This window comes from Clostridium sp. CTA-19 (genome assembly GCF_054767855.1).
Genome location: NZ_BAAABH010000005.1, coordinates 121,591 through 136,717 on the forward strand (window position 1 = coordinate 121,591; position 15,127 = coordinate 136,717).

The 15,127-nt window shown below is 24.2% G+C and carries 12 protein-coding genes and 1 pseudogene; 1 reads left to right on the top strand and 12 read right to left on the bottom strand.

Going from position 1 to position 15,127, the window contains the following annotated elements; genetic code table 11:
* Window positions 1–391 precede the first annotated feature (391 nt).
* The 10 genes and pseudogenes from ACYUE0_RS04565 to tnpA all read right to left on the bottom strand — a co-directional run bounded on the left by ACYUE0_RS04565 (window position 392) and on the right by tnpA (window position 11,055).
* Complete coding sequence (locus tag ACYUE0_RS04565) at window positions 392–1,789, bottom strand: HAMP domain-containing sensor histidine kinase (RefSeq protein ID WP_460269659.1); 1,398 nt, start codon at window positions 1,787–1,789, stop codon at window positions 392–394.
* Window positions 1,782–2,465 carry a response regulator transcription factor gene (locus ACYUE0_RS04570; protein ID WP_460269660.1) on the bottom strand — a complete coding sequence of 228 codons (684 nt, stop codon included), beginning with the start codon at window positions 2,463–2,465 and terminating at the stop codon, window positions 1,782–1,784. Before ACYUE0_RS04570 ends, ACYUE0_RS04565 begins: the two co-directional genes overlap by 8 nt.
* 241 nt (window positions 2,466–2,706) lie before the next feature.
* Window positions 2,707–3,492 (bottom strand): hypothetical protein, encoded by a 786-nt coding sequence (locus tag ACYUE0_RS04575; RefSeq protein ID WP_460269661.1) that lies wholly within the window; start codon window positions 3,490–3,492, stop codon window positions 2,707–2,709.
* A gap of 10 nt (window positions 3,493–3,502) precedes the next feature.
* The gene (locus ACYUE0_RS04580; protein ID WP_460269662.1) at window positions 3,503–4,315 is read right to left on the bottom strand and encodes a hypothetical protein; all 813 of its coding nucleotides are present in this window, start codon (window positions 4,313–4,315) and stop codon (window positions 3,503–3,505) included.
* Window positions 4,299–5,039, bottom strand: a complete 741-nt coding sequence (locus ACYUE0_RS04585) for an ABC transporter ATP-binding protein (protein ID WP_460269663.1) — start codon at window positions 5,037–5,039, stop codon at window positions 4,299–4,301. The genes ACYUE0_RS04580 and ACYUE0_RS04585 overlap by 17 nt, the downstream gene beginning before the upstream one ends.
* A gap of 303 nt (window positions 5,040–5,342) precedes the next feature.
* Entirely contained in the window at window positions 5,343–6,677 is a 1,335-nt protein-coding gene (locus tag ACYUE0_RS04590; RefSeq protein WP_460269664.1) for an erythromycin esterase family protein, read from the bottom strand.
* Window positions 6,678–6,881: 204 nt separating this feature from the next.
* Window positions 6,882–8,474, bottom strand: a complete 1,593-nt coding sequence (locus tag ACYUE0_RS04595) for an ATP-binding cassette domain-containing protein (protein WP_460269665.1) — start codon at window positions 8,472–8,474, stop codon at window positions 6,882–6,884.
* Between the two features lie 6 nt (window positions 8,475–8,480).
* The gene (locus tag ACYUE0_RS04600; protein ID WP_460269666.1) at window positions 8,481–9,809 is read right to left on the bottom strand and encodes a radical SAM protein; all 1,329 of its coding nucleotides are present in this window, start codon (window positions 9,807–9,809) and stop codon (window positions 8,481–8,483) included.
* Window positions 9,810–9,903: 94 nt separating this feature from the next.
* A complete protein-coding gene (locus ACYUE0_RS04605; RefSeq protein WP_460269667.1) occupies window positions 9,904–10,095 on the bottom strand; it encodes a hypothetical protein in 192 nt (63 codons plus the stop codon).
* A gap of 568 nt (window positions 10,096–10,663) precedes the next feature.
* Window positions 10,664–11,055, bottom strand: a pseudogene (gene tnpA, locus ACYUE0_RS04610) (IS200/IS605 family transposase).
* A 182-nt stretch (window positions 11,056–11,237) separates the two neighbouring features.
* Here tnpA and ACYUE0_RS04615 point away from each other — a divergent pair.
* A complete protein-coding gene (locus ACYUE0_RS04615; RefSeq protein ID WP_460269682.1) occupies window positions 11,238–11,609 on the top strand; it encodes a GyrI-like domain-containing protein in 372 nt (123 codons plus the stop codon).
* 164 nt (window positions 11,610–11,773) lie between these two features.
* Here the strand turns inward: ACYUE0_RS04615 and ACYUE0_RS04620 are convergent, their stop codons facing one another.
* Together ACYUE0_RS04620 and ACYUE0_RS04625 are read right to left on the bottom strand one after the other, a co-directional pair.
* Window positions 11,774–12,826 (bottom strand): hypothetical protein, encoded by a 1,053-nt coding sequence (locus ACYUE0_RS04620; RefSeq protein ID WP_460269668.1) that lies wholly within the window; start codon window positions 12,824–12,826, stop codon window positions 11,774–11,776.
* Between the two features lie 676 nt (window positions 12,827–13,502).
* Window positions 13,503–14,204: a hypothetical protein gene (locus tag ACYUE0_RS04625; RefSeq protein ID WP_460269669.1), complete on the bottom strand. Its 702-nt coding sequence runs from the start codon at window positions 14,202–14,204 to the stop codon at window positions 13,503–13,505.
* Window positions 14,205–15,127: the final 923 nt, after the last annotated feature.

Sequence of the window (15,127 nt, forward strand, 5' to 3'; positions counted from 1 at the left end):
ATCAATCCTGTATTTATAAACTTAAATGATTTAATAATTTATTTAATACTAATCATAATATACTTTTCATTACAATTATTGTATATAAATAAAACTAAATTCAATAAATTTAATTTAGTTTATATAATTTTATTGTTATGCTTTTGAGCAATGTATATAAAAGACTCTATCAAAACCGACCCAAGTGTCATTAGACATTATGATGCAATCTGTTGGATTGCTATATTGTTAGGGTTATTAAGTTGTACTTTATTAAACTATAAAAAAATTCAAAACACTAAAAACTCATAATTTAAAAACAATTTTGATCATATATATTTTAAAATATATACTTATTTAATTTAAAGTGACAGCTATTAAAAATTAATTTTTTAATGACTGTCACCTATATTTAACAAATCGGAATGTAAAACTTAATTGTTGCTCCATTAAGTTCATTATTATATGCTTTTATCTCTCCACCAAGCTTAATAACTATCTTTTTACAAATATATAATCCTAGCCCAAAATTCTCACTATTTTTTTCATGACAACCCATATAAAACATTTCAAACACTTTATTTATATTAACATTTTTGAATCCAGGGCCAGTATCATAACAAGTAAAGTATAATTTTTTCTCTTTTTCCTCTATCTTAATTCCAATCCTACCTTCTGATTTTACAAATTTTAAACTATTTGAAAATAAATTATCTAATATATGATTTAATAGCAATTTATCAAAACTATATATATCTTTTGATAAGTGATATTCTTTTTTAATATTTATATTATTTAATTTTGCTATAGATTCAAATTCTTCTACCTTATCATCTATATACTTAATTAAATTTTCTTCACTTAAATTTACATTTATATTGTTATTTTGCATACTGTAAATGACACTTAATTCCTTAATCAATATATAAATTCTATTACAATTTCTTAAGATAGAATTTATGTATTTTTCTATATTCTGATATTCATTACTAACTTCTTTTATCATATCAGTCTGACCTAGTATTATTGTCAAAGGCGTTTTTATATCATGTGTAATTGTCCTTATAATAAATCTTTTTTCTTCCTCAACCTCTATATTTTTCTCAATATATTCCCTAAGTGTATTTTTCATGGTGTTTACAGATCTCATTAACATTCCCATTTCCGTATCGTGATTATTAATAATTTCAAATTCTAAATCTTTATCTTCTATTCTTTTTATGACTATTTTTAAATCCTTTATATCACTATTTATAGATATGTATGCTAACCTAGTAAATACTATCAAATAAAATATTAATATACAAAATGGAGAAATTAATATTGCTATATTAATAGGTAAAAAAAATTTATTATCAGAATTATTTTTAAATATATTAAAAGGATATTTAATAACATAAGCACCTTTTAAATTTAAATTACTATCTATTATACCTATGAATTTATACGCATCACTATGATCATATATATTACGGTTTAAATTATTTATTATATTTTTTCTTTTATCTTCATCTAATAAATATTCTCCCGAAACATGTTTTCCATTTATTCCAACGTATTCACCTTTAAAATTGCTATCTATTTCTTCAAAATTTATTTCTTTTTCATCTAAAATATCCACTTTTTTATCTTGAATATACTGCTCTACTTGAGGAAGTAAATTAGAATAATGACTTGTTTTTTTTGCGAAAGAATTATTTAGTAAGATAACTAATATTCCTTCTGCAATTATTGTAGTTATAATTGTAAAAAAAATAATATATATAACCATCCTGCTAAGCAATTTTTTAAGCTTTAAATTTTTAAACATTTTCCACATCCCACTTATACCCAACACTCCATACAGTTTTTATATAACTTGTTTTACTGTCTACTTCCTTTAATTTACCTCTAATATTTTTTATATGTTCTACCACTGTACTTAAATTACTTTCCGAATCATATTCCCACACTTTTTCAAATATTTGCTCTTTTGAAAAAACACATCCCTTATTAATCATTAATAATTCTATAATATCAAACTCTTTTCTAGATAACATTAAGACCTCACCTAAACACCTTACTTCTTTCGCCCTCATATCAAGAATAATGTTACCACTTTCTAAAATATTTTTTTCTTTATTTACTATTCTTCGCTCTCTTCTTAAATGAGATAATATTCTCGCATATAACTCTCCTATTCTAAAAGGCTTTTCAATATAATCATCTCCGCCAACTCCTAGACCTTTAATTATATCTTCTTCAAAATTACGAGCACTAATGAATATAATTGGGCAATCCACCGTATCTCTTATATTTTCACATATTGTAAATCCATTTATATTAGGCATCATAACATCTAACAAAATAATATCTACATTACCTATATATTTAATAGCCTCATCATAACAATGGGCTTTTTTTACCTCTAAACCTTTTATAGATAAATATTCACTAATCATATCTAACATCTCAAAATCATCATCTACTATTAAAACTCTATTCATTTCAACCCTCTTAATTATTATAATAAAAATATATTTTAAATTTTTAGGCCATCTATAAACATAGTAAATTACTTAATATACATTAAGTACACTTTAACATAAACTCATAAAATTATTTCTATATTTCAATTACTTTAATGACCAATTATCATAAAAATACTACTAATAATAAACATAATTCTATAATAAAAAATAAAATACCTTCTTAGTTAATAGTTTATAAATATATAACTTGTACATATTAATATTTATAATCTTTTTTCTTATAAATTAAATTTGATAATATTAATATTGCTATAGATGTTAGTATTAATAGCAAGGAACATATAGCTACATTATTTTTTGATATGATTTCAATGATAAAATCACTAGCTTTAAGTGTTATTTTAGCTATAGGCCTGTATAAATAACTACCTATAAATAAACATCCAATATTACTAACAATAGCAAATATACTACTATCAATAACAACATTTATGATTGTTGCTAAACTAATAAGGGTTATACATATTAAAAAAAACACACAAAAAAACTTTATATTATAAAAAATACTTTGCCCTAACGTTAACTTTTCATCTATTAAAATAAAAGAGCTATATCCAACTTTATTATAAAAAACTAAAGAAGCTATTATGGTGCATATAAATATATATATAATATTTATTCCTATTAAAATGACATTAAAAATATATTTAGATATTATTACACTACTTTTATTTATTCCCCTAGACTGTATTATTCTTAATTGACCGTCACTTTTTTCTTTAGAAATGTTATTTGAAATTAAAACTGGTATTAAAATAATAGTTATCATAACCCCTATCTCTGATAATACTGCAGTAGGTAAATTTAGTCTATCTGTTATCATCCTTATTGAATCACTACTACTATGATTATATATAACTGAAATTATATCCTTTAGTAAAAATGCAATAACAAAAACTAATATTGCTTCTATACTTATTAAAATATAAGTTCCTTTCTTTTTACTTAATTTATAGAATTCACTTTTTATACAATTAAACATATCATTCCTCCTAGTAAGTATAATCATTATTTTTACAAAATAACATTAGTAAAAATAATGATAAACCTATATAAATTAAACAAATCCAAATTATAATATTAAATCCTGGTTGAGATAAAAAAAGTGCTATTCCTTTAAATTGTATAAATACTATAGATGTAAGTTGTATATAAAATACAACTTTACTTGCACTTATCATTGCTATTATTTCAGGATATATTAAACTTATTATCACTACTGCCAATCCTACTGCAAAAGCAATATTAGAATTTTTACAAAATACCCCTAACAATGTTAAAAACATCAACATTGCTAAACTTGATAAATATGCAATCACATAATATTTAATTGCATATTTATATGCATCTAATCCAACTAATTTTTCTTCTGTAAAAAATTTATATATACAATCTCCATATGGTAAAAATAACTTTCCAAATAATAAAGAAAAAATAAAAATTAATATATAAAATAATAAAAGAGCTAAAGAAATTACTATAATTTTACTCTGTATGAATTGAAATTTACTAATGCATCTAGTAAAAACAAATCTTGCTTCACCATTTTTTAATTCTTGAATTATAAAATTTGTTACATAATAAAGAATTAGTATATTTACAGCCAATATTAATTGTTCCTGAATTATTTGATATGGGAAATTCAAACTATTCACAAAGCCTGTATTATTTCTTTCTAATGATAAATTACTTTTTTTAAACATATGAACTGATAAAAATACTAAAATAGGTATACTAGCGAATAACAACCAATTATCTTTTCGTTTTAAAAATTTATATATTTCTGCATTAAATAATTTTATCAAGTTTTTCACCCCTTAATATATTTAAAAATGCATCTTCTAATTTCTCTCCTTTTTTTAACAATGATTGTTTTGTTCCCTCAAATAAAATCTCTCCATTATTAATAATTATGAAGTTATCACAAATTTGTTGTAATTCATCTAACAAATGACTAGAAATAAATATTGTCTTTTTATATTCCTTATTTATTTTAACTATTATATCTCGTAATTCTTTCATCCCTATTGGATCTAACCCATTTGTAGGCTCATCAAGTATTAATATTTCTGGATCTTTTAGTAATGCCTGCGCTATACCTAACCTTTGTTTCATTCCTAATGAATACTCTTTAATTTTATCTTTTTCACGCCCTTTTAAATTTACTAATTCAATTACTTCTTTTATTCGTTCTTCCCTTTTTCTTTTCTCTAAGTTATCTATCATACCTAATACTCTTAAATTCTCTTCTCCTGTTAAATAAGGATAAAAAATTGGATATTCAACCATCGCTCCCATATCTTTTAATCCTTCTAATGATTTTGAAATGTCCTTTCCATTCACATATGCCGTACCACTACTTGGTCTAATTAATCCTGTTAATATTTTTATAGTTGTTGTTTTCCCTGCACCATTTGGTCCAATAAACCCAGTTATTTCACCACTTGAAACTTCAAAATTAACATTACTTAATAATTTTTTTCTTTTAATTGTCTTGCTCACGTTTTCCATTACAATTGTTTTTTTCAATCTTTTCACCCCTCATTTTAACAATTTACTTTATTATAAAAAATAAATATAAAGTTTTTATAAGGTTTGAACGGGGAACTTTAATTTAAAATATTTTTTGAATTATTAACAATAGTTATTATTACTGATTTTATTATTTGAAAATTAACCTCTTATGTAATATAGTTGCTAACAAAATTTAGTATAAACTTAAAATGACAGTTATTAAAAACTAAATTCTTAATAACTGTCACCTTGATTTAATACTTTTTATAAATTACCTCTTGATAAATAATTCAGCTATTTTTTTAATGAACTGATTATCTATTTTCGAATAAACTTTTCCAGATTCCATTCCACTGCTGTAGGTTTACTTATTACAATTATACTTTGATAATAATCAGTGGTTACGCCCTTATTATCTTTAAACTTCTCTTCATTTGTAGGCTGACTATCTTCAAATGCAAATGCAGTAGCAGAAACTTTCTTTTTAAACGGACTAGATTCTCCATTAAGTTTTATTAATACATCCTTACCATTATATTTAGAATCATTTAATATATTTTTCAAATTATCATTAATACTATAAAATGATGTAGGATGACCTTCACCATAATCATACCTGTTTCCTTCCATATAAATAGTGTTAATGGAATATAATTTTCCCTTTAGCTTTTCATCATTTTGCATATAAGATGCTAAAAATTTAACTCCATTAAATTCTTTTTGATATCCATGAAGCCCACCATAATGCATATAACATTTATCTAAGTTAAAATGATTATCTAATTCTCTAAAATTTTCATAACTATACTTATCTCTAATTTCATAAGATTCTTTATTGTTGTGTGCATCGTCAAAACTCAAGCCATTTAATTCTTGCATGTTTTTTATATTATTAATTATAAATTCAATATTGTATAAATCTTCCCCTAAAGTTTCTTCATATTCTTTTTTATTTGTTTCTAATTCTTTCTCTAATTGATTTATAGCATCAAGTCTTCTTTGCTTACTATTCTCTACTATATGATAATCGCTATCTAAAATATCAACATCTTTTATTGTCTCTAAAAATTTATTTAGTTCATTAACTCGCTCTTCTGATAAATTTTTATTTTCTTTTACAATATTGAAGTAATATTCTATAGACAATGAATCCTCTATAACATCAATACCTATTATTTTTATCTTATTATTACTTGGACGAGTTTTATTTTTTTCAGCCAATGTTCTTAAATAATTTAAATCTGATTTTGTATTAAATTTACTTAGCCATATATTGGAATACTCTTCTAAATTATTTTCATCTCCATTTTGTATATATTTATTTAATATTTCACCACCTGCATACCCATCTTCTATTAAAACATATTTCAAATCCCAATTATCCATTAGATAGTTAGTTATTTTAGTTCTAATAAGATCATTTTCAGCTATGCCATGAGATTCAGTAGTTATTACCACACGCTTATCCTTTATATCATCTATAATATAGTCAAATTCTGAATTATGATTACAATCTTCCAATTTAAGTTCTTGTATATTGTTCAATATATATTCTTTTTCTGAAGACTTTCCTGAACATGCTGAAATCGTCATAACCCCACTTATTAATAGTATTATAAAAATTTTTAAATAAACCTTTCTTTTTAAAATCATAATATCCCCCTAATTATGTTCCCCGATCTGTTAACTTATATGAGCATAAATCTTCTTGGCAAAAATATAATTAAATATAATCACTATTACTTATTGTTGTTAATTAGTTACTTAACATATTTTTAAATATACCATAATTTAATACATTCACTTAAGTTATGATAATCATTATATCTTATTTATTATTCAAATTATATTTAAAATTTAAATATATATTAATTCATCCGCTATATCATCTCCAAAATCACCATGAGCAACAAGAATTATTATTTTTTCTCTCTTTTTAGATAATATTAAATTTTTTAATATCAACACACTCTCAGAGTCAAGAGCTGAAATTGGTTCATCTAAAATAATAATATCACTATTTTTAGAAAAACACTTAACAAGAGATATCTTTTGTTTTTCTCCCCCTGAAAGATTAATATTATCCTTATTAATTATATAATTTAAATTATTTTTGTTCAAATTCAAACCTTCTACATATTCATATATACTCTCTTCTGTTAATTTATTATTATCAAGTTTAATGTTATTAAATATTGTATCTGATATAAGACTAGGTTCCTGTTCACATATTCCAAAATTATATTTTCTAATGTCATACAAATTAAGTTCTTTTATATTAATGTCATTAAAAGTTATGCTTCCATTTTTAGGAGTTAAAACTCCTGCTATCATGTTAATAAGTGTACTTTTCCCTTTACCATTGTCACCTTTAATTTTATAAATTTTCCCTTTATTAAATTTAAATGAAAAATTTTTTATAACATTTTTTGAACCAAACTTATATTCAATATTTTTACATTTTATAGTATTAATTTGTGGTATATATTTTAATCCATTTACTTCTTTTTCTTTATTAAGTATTTCACAAATTCGATTGTAAGAAACAAGAGTCATTTGATAGTTAGATCCTAAATTAAAAAAATAATTTATATTACTAACAAGTACAGGATATAGGTTATTTATAATTAAAAATTCGCCTACAGTAATTCTATTCCATAAAATTTCATAGAATCCTATAAACAATAAAATTAATGTAGAAGAAGCAGAGATAGCATTGCCTATAGCTGTAAAATTAGAATTGCATATTGATGATTTTAAATTTTTTTTATAATATATATTAAATCCATTCTTCATTTGTTCTTTAAATAGGATGAAACATGAATTTAGCTTAAGTACCTTCAAATTTTTAAGTTGATTTACTAATATAGATGTATAATTATTACGAGCCTTTTTCGCTTCAGTATCATATTTATATATTCTTTTCTTATAATATGAATAAGATATAATATAGAATGGAATTATTGTATATAAAATTACACTAATTTTAATGCTTATATTTGAAATCATAACTGTTATAATTACTATTGTGATAAAATTTATTATAATAGTAATTATATTATTTAATATGAATATAATTACAGCATTACTATCAGTTTCTAATTGCTGATTAGTGTAGACCATATCCATATTATTAATTGTTTCACTTGGTAATCTTTTTATATGCTCAAAAACTTTATAAGTTATATCAAAATTCACTTTATTAGTTACAATAACCATAATAATATTTTTAACATAAGATAATGCTAAAGATATTATATTTAAAAATATTAAAATATATATAAAATTTAATATATTAAAATTTTCAACTTTGTATAAAAGCTTATCTAAATAAGTACTCAATATCAAAGGGTTAATAATGCTTATAATACTAAGAACGATGCTTATAATAATTAAAACTATAATGCTCACCAAATATTTTTTTAAATATTTAAAAATAAATTTACACATATTTTTCTAAACTTCTTCTAAAATTTTATTATTTTGACTATACATATTACTATAATATATATCAATTACTTTTTTAATATGATCTTCTGGATATTCACAAATATCTGCATTTTCATCTAGAAATCTTTTTTCTGGACAACCAGATCTGCATATGGGAAAAGTTTTACATTTCACACACTTATCAGGTATATCAAGCAAAAGCCAACTTGTATATTCATTATTTAATTTTATTCCCTCAAAGATATTACCTATTTGATGTTCAGGTAAATTTATTCTATGCCAACATTTATAAAAATTACCTTCTGGATCTATAACAAGATTATGAACACTAAGTGCTGAACACCCTTCAAAATTTATTGGATAGTTTAAATTATTATATATATTAGATTGAACAAGATTATTTTGTAAATCAACTAATTTATCATTGAATTCTTCACAATTATAAACTATGTTAGATGTTTTTTCATCGGAATATTCAGAATCTTGCACCGGGGCAAAATATAAATCTACAATTTCATTCCAATTTTGTTTTATAAAATAATCAGATAATAAAGTACATTCATTTGAATTTTCCTTTGAAACATTTACTCTTACTGATATTCTAATTATCTCTTTTACAGATTCAATATTTTTAGTTATTAACTTAAAACTATTTTCTCCTGATTTTAACATTCTTGTCTTATTATTAGTTTCTTCTATACCATCTAATGTTATTTGAACATTTTTAATTAAACATTTTTCACTTAATTCTTTAGCTGTAATTTTATCTAATAAAACTCCATTAGTTATTATTGTAGAAGTATAATTTATATTATTCTCCTTACAATACGATATTAATTTTTCCGATAAATTAATTATTATATCTTTTACTAATAAAGGTTCTCCACCATACCATGAAACATCTAAATTTTTAATTTCATTATGTTTTTTTAGATACTTACTAATGTAATCTATAAGCTTTTCTTGTACTTCGGATGACATATCTTTGTGTCCCTTTTTTTCATAACAATAAGGACATTTCATATTACATCTTAATGTAGGTGCAATTGTAATATGTAACGATCCACTAGTATTATATCTAGATAATCTATTTATCAACTCTATTTTTTTAAACTCATCAACAGTTTCATCTATAATAAAACCATTATCATACATTTCATTAATTTCATTAATACCAACTTTATCAAAGTTTTCTAATTTATCTATATTAGAATATAAATCATATGTATTTTTATCCATTAATGCTAATGCACCTGAACAGGAATTATACATAAGTATTTTATTATTTAATTTTCTATCGATTTCTATATTATAAAAAGATTTTTTATAATTCATTTAACTTTCCTCCAAACATTTCTTCTTTAATTATAAATTTAAGTTAAAGTAGATAAATAAATAAAATACCTTTCTACTTTAACTTCAAATTCAACTATTTTCTAGGCGTATATCTACCACAATCTCCACATCCACGGAATCCCCACTTACGTACACATTCAATGTCACCCTGAAGTTGTCCTAGAATACCATCAGAATTACAATTACAATTGCAATTACAATCACAAGTACACATTGATCCAAATGTACCTGCCCCCTGTGAAAATCCTTTTACAAGTATCTCCATAAACTTACCTCCCTACTTAATTATTTTACATTAATATTATATTTTTTTAAAATATTGTATTAATATATATTAATATTCTATATAATGTAATATTTTCCTTTTTAAAATGATTAATTTATTTAATTTATTTAATTTTAATAGTTTATTAATTTAAATCATAACTAAATCTCTAATTACCTACACTAATTATAAGAAGAAACTACTACATAAAATCAAAATCCTTTAAAAATTTTATAGACTAATTTTGCAATTATAAAAAACATGAAAATAAACCACAAAGATTTTGAAAGAAACTAAATAAATTTTAATAGTTTTTATAGAACTCAAATAGAAGAAGTTAATATAAGACAAAAGCATAATTCTGTTAATATGATTGAATTTGACTCTTATTAAATCTCAGTCATAACCACCCGTAAAACGGATGGCTTGCTCAAGCCCTATAATGGTGTATCACTTCCAACACCTAAATTGTGTTAGTTTTCATTTTTTTCAAGCCATTGTGAACTGATTACTTAATTATCCCTTTAAAAGGGTTCTCTAATTCTTTTGTTGTAATCTTATCCATCATTTAATCATATTTTTATTGTTCTCTTATATATTTTGCTATTGTTTTTCATTTAAACTTACAGTACCCACACAATATCCATATGCCCCAAAGTGCCTATTTCCAAATTTATATTTTAAACTTGAATATATATCAAATATCATTGCACTGTTCCCTTTAAGATATCCCATAAAACTTGATACACTTATCTTTGGTGGAATTGATACTAAGATATGTATATAATCTTGCATCATGTGTCCTTCTAATATTTCTACGCTTTTCCATTTACATAAATCTTTTATTATTTCCTTTATATCTTCTTTTAACTTATAATATATTATCTTTCTTTTATATTTTTGGGTGAATACTATATGATACTTGCACATCCACTTTGTATGTGCTAAACTTTGTGCCATGAAGCATCATGTTTTTGTTATCTTAGAGGCTTAAACAATCACTATTATAACAAAAACATGATGCTCTTTTCTTAAGAACTTAATCTCACCCACATAGCGAACGGTTTTTAGTTTGGGGCATTATCACGTCCTCAACATGTTAAAACAATAATTAGCTGTATTTACCTTTACCTACGGAAATTATTCTTCATCAAGTAAATTACCCAGTAGTATATGGTATGACTCATGAATCAAGAGAAAATGATACAGCTAAATATATGATTGGCGTAGAAGTTTCTACACTTGACAACTTGCCTACCGGTTGTATTGCTCGTAGATTCGATACCTGCGAATACGCAGTATTTGATACAACCCTAGACATGGAAACTAGCGGAGAGTTTTGGAAATATTTTTTCAAGACATGGCTAAGTGAGCAAGGTCTTGAACAACCTCAAACAGTTTATACCAAGAACAAATATGTTTACTCAAAACTTCCTAGTTTTGAGGTATACGATGCTAATTTTAAAGATGGTACATCCAAAATTCAAATTTATGCACCTATTGTAAGAAAATAAAAGATTTCCATAAGAACCTTCTAGCTTAGAAGGCTCTTTTATTTGCTTTTAAACTTAAAGTTTATAAGAAAGTTTTTACCCTATTTTTAATAAATTTTTTTAAAATTCAATTTTTTATACAATAAAAAAGGTGACTATAGTTGCCACCTGTATAATTAATATATTTATTTATAAGTAAAGGATATGTTAGAAATAAATGTGTCAGGTATCTTGAAAGATTCCTTTAATTTCTTATCCTCTAGATTATAACAATACAAGGCGTTTGGATAAACTGTTATATTGCCATAAATAGATTTTTCACTTGTCCCAGTGGGTACAGCAGCAAAATAAAGTTTTTTCCCATCAGAACTCAGCGCTGCAATATAAGGTTGAGAGATTTCATAAACTTCGTTTGGTTTCCCAAGCTGTTCTTGAGTTAGCAAAGTATCTATTTTATTACTCTTCAAATCTAGCTTATAAAATCCCTTTTCATTATCCTTAACACCTATTCCACCTAGTATGATAGAATCTTTCGACTTTGATAAGGAAATCGAATCTAATCTTGAGGCCTTTATCTCAGTTATTACCTTTCTATTACTTCCATCCATATTCATTTCTATAATATAGTAATTAATTTTTGCCAAATCATTATTTTCCTTGAATTTCTTCGTCACATATTCATCATAAGGAAACGCTAATGCGATAATTTTATTATCACCAATATCAAAATCTTGTACGCCTAGATTTGGAGAACCTAATTCAATAGTTTTTCCTTCCTTTTTATTAACATCTATTCGTGATATTTGTGGAATTGGAGAGTTTTTATCTCCACTCTTTGCAAATATAATATTTCCCTCTTCATCACCGAAATGCAAATTAAATTGTCCTAAAGAATCATTAGTAATTTGATAGGTTTCCTTAGTGGGAATATTAAGCCTAAATACATCCCAAGGTCCAGTTCCAATAGCGTCAGAATAAATTAAGATATCTCCCGCAGTATTAACCTTTCCTGATATCATTGGCTCTCTATTACCTACCAATTTTTCTTTTACTTGAGTCTCAGTATCTACCATCCATATATCACTTTTATTATCAGTATTAGTGTTGGTAACAGACAGAATTAGCCATTCACCCTTGCCTTGAGCAACTTTACCTATTACTGCTTTACTATTCATTTTATTAAAAATAAATAAAATAACAATAAAAAAAATAGTTAAAATTAATAGTATATATTTCATAATACTTTTCTTACGGCTTAACATATCCGAAAATATTTTTGATATCACAATACAACACCTCTAAGTTCTTTTGTTGTTTTATTTATATTAACTTGTATACGAAATTTTATATAATCTCCTTTTTCAAGGATTACTATATTTTTATTCTTATCAAAAGTAATATGGGTTCCTGGATTCATATAGTTTGTTATGCGATTATATTGTGTGCTGCTTTATGCAAAGACATTCATTGGATTCACAACAAGTACAAGTGAAAGAATAGGTATAGTTTTTTTAATTTCATTTTGCACTCAAAATGACAGTTATTAAATTTTAATAATATATTAATTTCTTAATAACTGTCACCTATACTATTAATCATTATTTATACTTAGTTAAAAATCAGAATCCTCAAATTCCTTAACACGTTAAAATTATCATATTTTAACCATAGTTCTAATCATATTTGTTTTCTTATAGTTTATTTCATGAGATGTAAGTTTTATAAGTGTATTAACAAAATACAAATTAATTTTTGTTCAAAAATCAATAACTTCATATAAATGATTTACTATTTGTCTTAATTGTATATATTCTAAATTTTAAATTAGTTGCATATATGCACTATTATTTACCATGTATTTCTACTACTATTCTTAAATAATAATTTATTTACAATCTCATATTAGCATGTGTACTACTTATATTTAATCATGGCTTCATAAGAAATATTACCACCATTGTTCTTAATTATTTCCTTCATTAAAGCCTGTACCTGATCAAATGAAAAATTTCTTAATCTCCTGTTTAAGGTAAGAATATAATTGGTATAGTAATAGTATTCATATTCTGGTACTTCTAAATTATCAAATAAATAAGCCTTTTCATAAAACGTTCTATCATTAGGCAATACATGCTGCATATATCCCAACGCTCTTAATACCTTAATCAAATTGTGTTTTTGATAAGCATACTTAAAATCAATAGAAATCATAGAATTATGTTCTAATATTTCATCACTATATCCTTCTGCCTTGTCTTGTACTATCATCAAGTTTAATTTATGGATAGGCTTTAAGTTTTTCTTTCTTATATGAGTATTCTCTTCTTCACAAATCTCAAAATCTTCTTTTAATCCAAGTAACTGAAGAATTTTCAATGTAGCATTAGGTCCAGATCCATGATAGCCACATAATGTGTATAACCAGAATTCATTATCGTTATTATCTTTTAATATAAATGTATATAGTTTTTTCTCATCATCTTCCATTACTACATATGGTGTATCTTCCTGATTTCTAAACACCTCAAATTCCGTAACATTACCGATTAAAGGTAGTATTGTTTCAACATAACTGACAGTTTTATCTGGCGCTCCGTCATAAAACCTATATATCATTAATTTCTCCTCCCTTTGCATAAAATCAATAATATATATGCAACAAAGGACAGGACTATGACAAACCAAAATGCTATGACTAAGAGTGAAATTTTATTATCCATATCTCTTTTTTATAAAAGTTTATTCGCTCTGGATAATATATACTTTCTTACATAAAGTCTTTTATAATAAGCAAACAACACTATCTATTCATATCACTTTAATTTCTATATAATTATTCTCCATAGATACTTTTTTCTTTATTTATTAAATATCTTTTGGAACTTTTCAACCACATCCTTAAGCCATTCAAAATAATTATCCCATTTGGAACCACTACTTAAATCAGCAGTATGTATAAGCTTTTATTCTATTACCTTTTTTATTAGGTAATTATATCTACTCTAACTCAAATCCTAGTTCATTTTCAATCTGATACTTTTGTTATTCAAATGTACAATAAATTTATTTAAAATCAAAACTATAAATCTTGTCACCTAAGAACAAAGTTGTTCAATTTTTTCTTTCAATTTCTTATCATTAAAAAAGAGAGAAAATCAAGCTTTGATTCCTAATGTGATAAGAAAAAACTTAAATAAGTACTTCATTGAGAATGATATTAGAAAATCTTATATATTTTTGTTTGATTTTTATGACCAAAGTCCAAGGACGGACTTTGCCACTGCCTAGCCATGGACGGCGATTCAGCAATTCAGTCTTAAGAATCGGACTAAAATATATTAGAGTTTCTTTGGCATTCTCCTGAATAACGTTTTAAATTATTTCTTGGCATCAATCTCGCTATAAAATCTTAAAATAGTCAAAAGTAATTTTAGTATTTAAATATATTATAAGCTTTCAATTGCGTACATAAAGTTAACCCTATTTTTCATTAAAATATATATAAAGTTTTAAATTCTATGTATACCTCCATAACAAAA

Bases quoted from the DNA above. Each gene is read 5' to 3' on its own strand.
- ACYUE0_RS04625 (WP_460269669.1), bottom strand. From the start codon at position 14,204: ATGATATATAGGTTTTATGACGGAGCGCCAGATAAAACTGTCAGTTAT.
- ACYUE0_RS04565 (WP_460269659.1), bottom strand. From the start codon at position 1,789: ATGTTTAAAAATTTAAAGCTTAAAAAATTGCTTAGCAGGATGGTTATA.
- ACYUE0_RS04605 (WP_460269667.1), bottom strand. From the start codon at position 10,095: ATGGAGATACTTGTAAAAGGATTTTCACAGGGGGCAGGTACATTTGGA.
- ACYUE0_RS04575 (WP_460269661.1), bottom strand. From the start codon at position 3,492: ATGTTTAATTGTATAAAAAGTGAATTCTATAAATTAAGTAAAAAGAAA.
- ACYUE0_RS04595 (WP_460269665.1), bottom strand. From the start codon at position 8,474: ATGTGTAAATTTATTTTTAAATATTTAAAAAAATATTTGGTGAGCATT.
- ACYUE0_RS04590 (WP_460269664.1), bottom strand. From the start codon at position 6,677: ATGATTTTAAAAAGAAAGGTTTATTTAAAAATTTTTATAATACTATTA.
- ACYUE0_RS04620 (WP_460269668.1), bottom strand. From the start codon at position 12,826: ATGAAATATATACTATTAATTTTAACTATTTTTTTTATTGTTATTTTA.
- ACYUE0_RS04570 (WP_460269660.1), bottom strand. From the start codon at position 2,465: ATGAATAGAGTTTTAATAGTAGATGATGATTTTGAGATGTTAGATATG.
- ACYUE0_RS04600 (WP_460269666.1), bottom strand. From the start codon at position 9,809: ATGAATTATAAAAAATCTTTTTATAATATAGAAATCGATAGAAAATTA.